This is a genomic window from Variovorax sp. YR752 (assembly GCF_943372545.1).
This window is the reverse complement of the sequence record NZ_CALRZC010000370.1, coordinates 1-5,121: the sequence shown is the minus strand read 5'-3', so window position 1 is coordinate 5,121 and position 5,121 is coordinate 1. Positions and strand designations below refer to the sequence as shown.

Sequence of the window (5,121 nt, the reverse complement as noted above, 5' to 3'; positions counted from 1 at the left end):
GACGAAGCGGCCGGTCGGGTTGACCAGGTAGCGCGTGTCCTTCAGCCACTCCTTGGGCAGCACCGGCTTGATGATCTCTTCGATGATCGCTTCGTAGAAGCTGGGCCTCAGCTTGGTTGCCGACTCGCTCTGGTCCGGGCTGTGCTGGGTGGACAGCACCACGGTGTCGATCGAGTGCGGCTTGCCGTCGACGTAGCGCATCGTCACCTGGCTCTTCGCGTCCGGGCGCAGGAACGGCAGGCGGCCGTCGCGGCGCAGCTGCGCCTGGCGCTCGACGAGGCGGTGCGCGTAGTAGATCGGCGCGGGCATCAGCTCGGGCGTCTCGTCGCAGGCGTAGCCGAACATCAGGCCCTGGTCGCCGGCGCCGGTGTTCAGGTGGTCGTCGCTGGCGTGGTCCACGCCTTGAGCAATGTCATTGCTCTGCTTGTCGTAGGCCACCAGCACCGCGCAGCCCTTGTAGTCGATGCCGTACTCGGTGTTGTCGTAGCCGATGCGCTTGATCGTGTCGCGCGCGACCTGGATGTAGTCGACGTGCGCGTTGGTGGTGATCTCGCCGGCCAGCACCACCAGGCCGGTGTTGGTCAGCGTCTCGGCAGCGACGCGCGAGCGCGGGTCCTGCTTGAAGATCGCATCGAGGATGGCGTCCGAGATCTGGTCGGCGACCTTGTCGGGGTGGCCTTCGGAGACGGATTCGGATGTGAAAAGGAAATCGTTCGACACTCTTAAACTCCAGTCAGGTTGCAGGTGCGTTGCCGGCCTGGTGAATCTGGAGGAGCGGCGAACGCTTTAGCAGGATTTGTGAGTCGCCCCGCAAGTAGTTCATAACTCGGCGACCTGGTGATTATAGAAAGATGATCCGTCTCTTCCGCTGGCTCTCGAACCGCTCTTTGTGGCTTCTTCACACCCTGGGTGCGGGGGTTGGCTGGCTGGGCTACCTGTTCTCGCCCACCTACCGGCGGCGCTACCGGGATCAGGTGCGCCAGGCCGGCATCGATCCCGCCGCGGCGCGCGCCGCCATCGCCGAGGCGGGGCGCATGGTGATGGAGCTGCCCCGCCTGTGGCTGCGCCCGGATTCCGCGCCGCTGTCGGCTTTCACCCGCATCGAAGGCGCTGAACTGGTCGACGCCGCTCATGAGGGAGGGCGCGGCCTGCTGCTGCTGACGCCGCACCTGGGCTGCTTCGAGATCTGCGCGCAGGCCTATGCCGAGCGCTTCGCGGCGCCGTACGGCCCGATCACTGTGCTCTACCGGCCGGCCAAGCAACCCTGGCTGCGCGAGGTGATGGAGGGCTCGCGCGCGCGGCCTGGCCTGGCCACGGCGCCGGCCTCGCTGGCCGGTGTGCGGCAGATGATCCGTGCGCTGCGCCGCGGCGAGACGGTCGGCCTGCTGCCCGATCAGGTGCCGCCCGAGGGCATGGGCGTGTGGGCGCCGTTCTTCGGCCGCGAGGCCTACACGATGACGCTGGCCGCGCGCCTGGCCCAGCAGACCGGTGCCGCGGTGCTGCTGATCTGGGGCGAGCGGCTGCCCGGCGGCCGGGGCTACGTGGTGCGCTTCCAGCCGATGCCCGAGGCGCTGCCGGCGGACGTGGCCGCGCAGGCGGAATCCGCGGCCGTGGTGAACCGCGCGATGGAAAGCCTGATCCGCCAGTGCCCGCAGCAGTACCTGTGGGGCTACCACCGCTACAAGGCGCCGCGAGCCGGCGCCTCCGACTGATGGGGCAGGTCATCGCGACACGGCTGCTGCTGGGCGTGCTGTGGCTGATCCACTGGCTGCCGCTGGGCGTGCAGGCCGCGTTCGGGCGCGCGCTCGGCGCGCTGCTCTACCGCCTGGCCGGCTCGCGCCGGCGCATCGCACTGCGCAACCTCGAGCTGTGCTTTCCGGAGTTGACGAGCGCGCGGCGCGAGGCGCTGGCGCGCGAGCATTTCGGCTGGCTCGGGCGCAGCATCGTCGAGCGCGGGCTGCTGTGGTGGGCGCCGCGCGAGCGGCTGTCGAGGCTGATCCATGTCGAGGGCGAAGTCGACCTCGCCGAGCGCAGCGAGCGGCCGGTGATGTGGCTGGTGCCGCACTTCATGGCGCTGGACGTCGCCGGCGCTGCCGTGCTGCTGTTCCAGAAGAAGAAGGGCGCCTCGATCTACCAGCAGCAGACCAACCCGGTGATGGACGCCATCATGCGGCGTGGCCGCTTGCGCCTGGGCAATGCGGTGATCTTCCCGCGCAGCGACTCGGCCAAGCCGCTGATCCGCGAGATCCGCCAGGGCACTGGCTTCTTCAACCTGCCGGACATGGACTTCGGCGAGCGTGATGCCGCCTTCGTGCCCTTCTTCGGCGTCAGCGCGGCAACGCTGCTGGCGCCCTCGCGCATGGCGAAGCTGCTGAACATGGTGGTGCAGCCGGTGCTGGCCGAGATGCTGCCGGGCGGGCAGGGCTACCGCGTGCGCTTCCTGCCGCCGCTGGCCGACTTCCCCAGCGACGATGCGCTGGCCGACACCGCGCGCATGAACCGCTGGATCGAGGAACAGATCCGCGCCAACCCGGCGCAGTACCTGTGGGTGCACAAGCGCTTCAAGACGCGGCCGGCGGGCGAGGCCTCGCTGTACTGAGGGCGGATAATCCGCCGTCAATGAAGCTTCACTTCACCAAGATGCAAGGCGCAGGCAACGACTTCGTCGTGCTCGACGCCACGCGCGCACCGCTCGCGCTGACGCCCGAGCAGTGCCGCAAGCTCGGTGACCGCCGCTTCGGCGTCGGCGCCGACCAGATCCTGGTCGTCGAGAACAGCGCCACGCCGGACGTGGACTTCCGCTACCGCATCTTCAACGGCGGCAGCGGCGACGAGGTCGAGCAGTGCGGCAACGGCGCGCGCTGCTTCGTGCGCTTCGTGCAGGACAAGGGCCTGACCGACAAGGCCACGGTGCGCGTCGAGACCATGAACACGCTGCTCGAGCTGCATGCGCAGCCCGACGGCCGCGTGACGGTGGACATGAACGCGCCGATCTTCGATCTCGATCGTGTGCCCTTCGACGCCGCGGGCCTGACGCCGACGCTGAAGAACGGCTTCGAGTTCTGGCCGCTCGACCTCGGCGACTACGCGGCCGAGGTCGCGGTGCTGTCGATGGGCAACCCGCACGCCGTGCAGTTCGTGCACGACGTCGAGGCGGCGCTGGTCGCGGTGCACGGGCCGGCGATCGAGACGCACTCGCGCTTTCCTCGCCACGTCAACGCCGGCTTCGTGCAGGTGCTGTCGCGCAGCCGCATCAAGCTGCGTGTGCACGAGCGCGGTGCCGGCGAGACGCTGGCCTGCGGTACCGGCGCCTGCGCGGCGGTGGTGGCCGGCATCCGCCTCGGGCTGCTCGATGCGAAGGTCGACGTCGAGACGCGCGGCGGCATGCTCACCATCGAGTGGGCCGGCGGCGACGCGCATGTGTTCATGACGGGGCCGGCGGTCACCGTCTTCGAAGGAGAAATCGAACTATGAAGAAGGGCGCGCTGTGAGCATCCAGGGCATCACCGAGCAGGACATCGCCAACTACCTGGCGAACAACCCCGCCTTCTTCGAGCGCCACGCCGAGCTGCTGAGCTCGGTGCAGCTGACCAGCCCGCACGGGCAGCGCGCCGTCTCGCTGCAGGAGCGGCAGATGGAAATGCTGCGCGACAAGATCAAGGGCCTGGAGGGCAAGATCATCGAGATGATCCGCCACGGCCAGGAGAACGTCGCCATCGCCGACCGCCTGCACCGCTGGACGCGTGCGCTGATGCTCACCGCCAACCCCGGCGAACTGCCCGAGGTGCTGACGCGCGAGCTGATGCACCAGTTCATGATTCCTCAGGCCGGCATTCGCGTCTGGGGGGCGGCCGATGCGTTCGCGGCGCTGCCCTTTGCCAAGGGCGTCAGCGCCGACGTGAAGAGCCTGGCCGGCAGCCTGATGCTGCCGTATTGCGGCGTGAACAGCGGCTTCGAGGCGGTGCAGTGGCTCGACGATGCCAGCGCGGCGGCGTCGATCGCGATGATCCCGCTGCGCCACGGCACTGGCATCGAGGCCTTCGGCATGCTGGTGCTGGCCTCGCCCGACCCGACGCGCTACACCGCCGACATGGGCACCGAGTTCCTGCAGCGCATCGGCGAGCTGGCCAGCGCGGCGCTGTCGCGCCTGCTTCCGGTCGGCTGATGGAAGACGACATCTCCAGGCATCTGGTTCACCTGGAGGTCGAGCGCCGCCTGGCGCCGCGCACCCTGGCGATGTACGCAGAGGCCTTCGAGCGACTGCGCCGATTCGCCGAGACGCATCCTGTCGCGCTGCGCGAGGTGCAGGTGCACCATGTGCGGCGCTGGGCCGCGCAACTGCACGGCCAGGGCCTGGCGCCGCGCAGCATCGCGATCGTGCTCTCCGCCTGGCGCGGCCTCTATCGCTGGCTCGGGCGCGACGGGCTGGTGCCGCTCAATCCGGTCGACGGCGTGCGCGCACCCAAGGCCGCCAAGCCGCTGCCCAAGGCGCTGCCGGTCGACCAGGCGATGGCGCTGGCCGACCACCACCCGGGCGCCGATGACGGCGGCGACCCGCGCCTGGAGGCGCGCGACCACTGCATCGTCGAGCTGCTCTACGGCTGCGGGCTGCGTGTCGGCGAACTGATCGGGCTGGACGTGGGCGCGAGTTCGCAGGCTGCCGGCTGGATCGATGCCGCCGACGCCACCGCCCATGTGCTCGGCAAGGGCAGCAAGCGGCGCAGCGTGCCGGTGGGCGCGGCGGCCCTGAAGGCATTGCAGCGCTGGGGCGAGCTGCGCGGCGAGCTGGCGAAGGCCGACGAGCCGGCGCTGTTCGTCAGCAATCGCGGCACGCGGCTCACGCCCAGCCAGCTGCGTTCGCGCCTGAAGCGGCGTGCCATCCAGGCCGGCGTGAGCACGCACGTGCATCCGCACATGCTGCGCCACTCGTTCGCTTCGCACCTGCTGCAGTCCAGCGGCGACCTGCGCGCGGTGCAGGAGTTGCTCGGCCACGCCAACATCACCACCACCCAGGTCTACACGCGGCTCGACTTCGGCCACCTCTCCAAGGTGTACGACGCGGCGCACCCACGAGCGAAGAGGAAGTAGGGCGACATGAAGGTCATCACCCTGCGCGAGGGC

At 69.5% G+C, this 5,121-nt stretch carries 6 protein-coding genes; 5 read left to right on the top strand and 1 reads right to left on the bottom strand.

Translation table 11 applies throughout. The features are described 5' to 3' along the window. Positions 1-720, bottom strand: a 720-nt coding sequence (gene metK / locus AAG801_RS40345) for a methionine adenosyltransferase (RefSeq protein WP_341893495.1), incomplete at its 3' end; no start/stop codon positions are given. Between the two features lie 131 nt (positions 721-851). Between metK and AAG801_RS40340 the strand changes: the two genes are divergently transcribed. Genes AAG801_RS40340 through AAG801_RS40320 form a run of 5 tightly spaced genes read left to right on the top strand, consistent with a single transcriptional unit; the run spans position 852 to position 5,088 of the window. Further along, on the top strand, positions 852-1,712 hold the full coding sequence (locus AAG801_RS40340; protein WP_341893494.1) for a lysophospholipid acyltransferase family protein: 861 nt from the start codon (positions 852-854) through the stop codon (positions 1,710-1,712). Then, positions 1,712-2,599 (top strand): lipid A biosynthesis acyltransferase, encoded by an 888-nt coding sequence (locus tag AAG801_RS40335; protein ID WP_341893493.1) that lies wholly within the window; start codon positions 1,712-1,714, stop codon positions 2,597-2,599. The genes AAG801_RS40340 and AAG801_RS40335 overlap by 1 nt, the downstream gene beginning before the upstream one ends. Positions 2,600-2,619: 20 nt before the next feature. Further along, on the top strand, positions 2,620-3,474 hold the full coding sequence (gene dapF, locus AAG801_RS40330) for a diaminopimelate epimerase (protein ID WP_341893492.1): 855 nt from the start codon (positions 2,620-2,622) through the stop codon (positions 3,472-3,474). 13 nt (positions 3,475-3,487) lie between these two features. After that, positions 3,488-4,165, top strand: a complete 678-nt coding sequence (locus AAG801_RS40325) for a DUF484 family protein (protein WP_341893491.1) — start codon at positions 3,488-3,490, stop codon at positions 4,163-4,165. Beyond that, on the top strand, positions 4,165-5,088 hold the full coding sequence (locus AAG801_RS40320) for a tyrosine recombinase XerC (RefSeq protein WP_341893490.1): 924 nt from the start codon (positions 4,165-4,167) through the stop codon (positions 5,086-5,088). Before AAG801_RS40325 ends, AAG801_RS40320 begins: the two co-directional genes overlap by 1 nt. Positions 5,089-5,121: the final 33 nt, after the last annotated feature.

Excerpts from the sequence above, each read along its gene's own strand:
- AAG801_RS40335 (WP_341893493.1), top strand. The coding sequence starts at position 1,712 with ATGGGGCAGGTCATCGCGACACGGCTGCTGCTGGGCGTGCTGTGGCTG.
- AAG801_RS40320 (WP_341893490.1), top strand. The coding sequence starts at position 4,165 with ATGGAAGACGACATCTCCAGGCATCTGGTTCACCTGGAGGTCGAGCGC.
- dapF (WP_341893492.1), top strand. The coding sequence starts at position 2,620 with ATGAAGCTTCACTTCACCAAGATGCAAGGCGCAGGCAACGACTTCGTC.
- AAG801_RS40340 (WP_341893494.1), top strand. The coding sequence starts at position 852 with ATGATCCGTCTCTTCCGCTGGCTCTCGAACCGCTCTTTGTGGCTTCTT.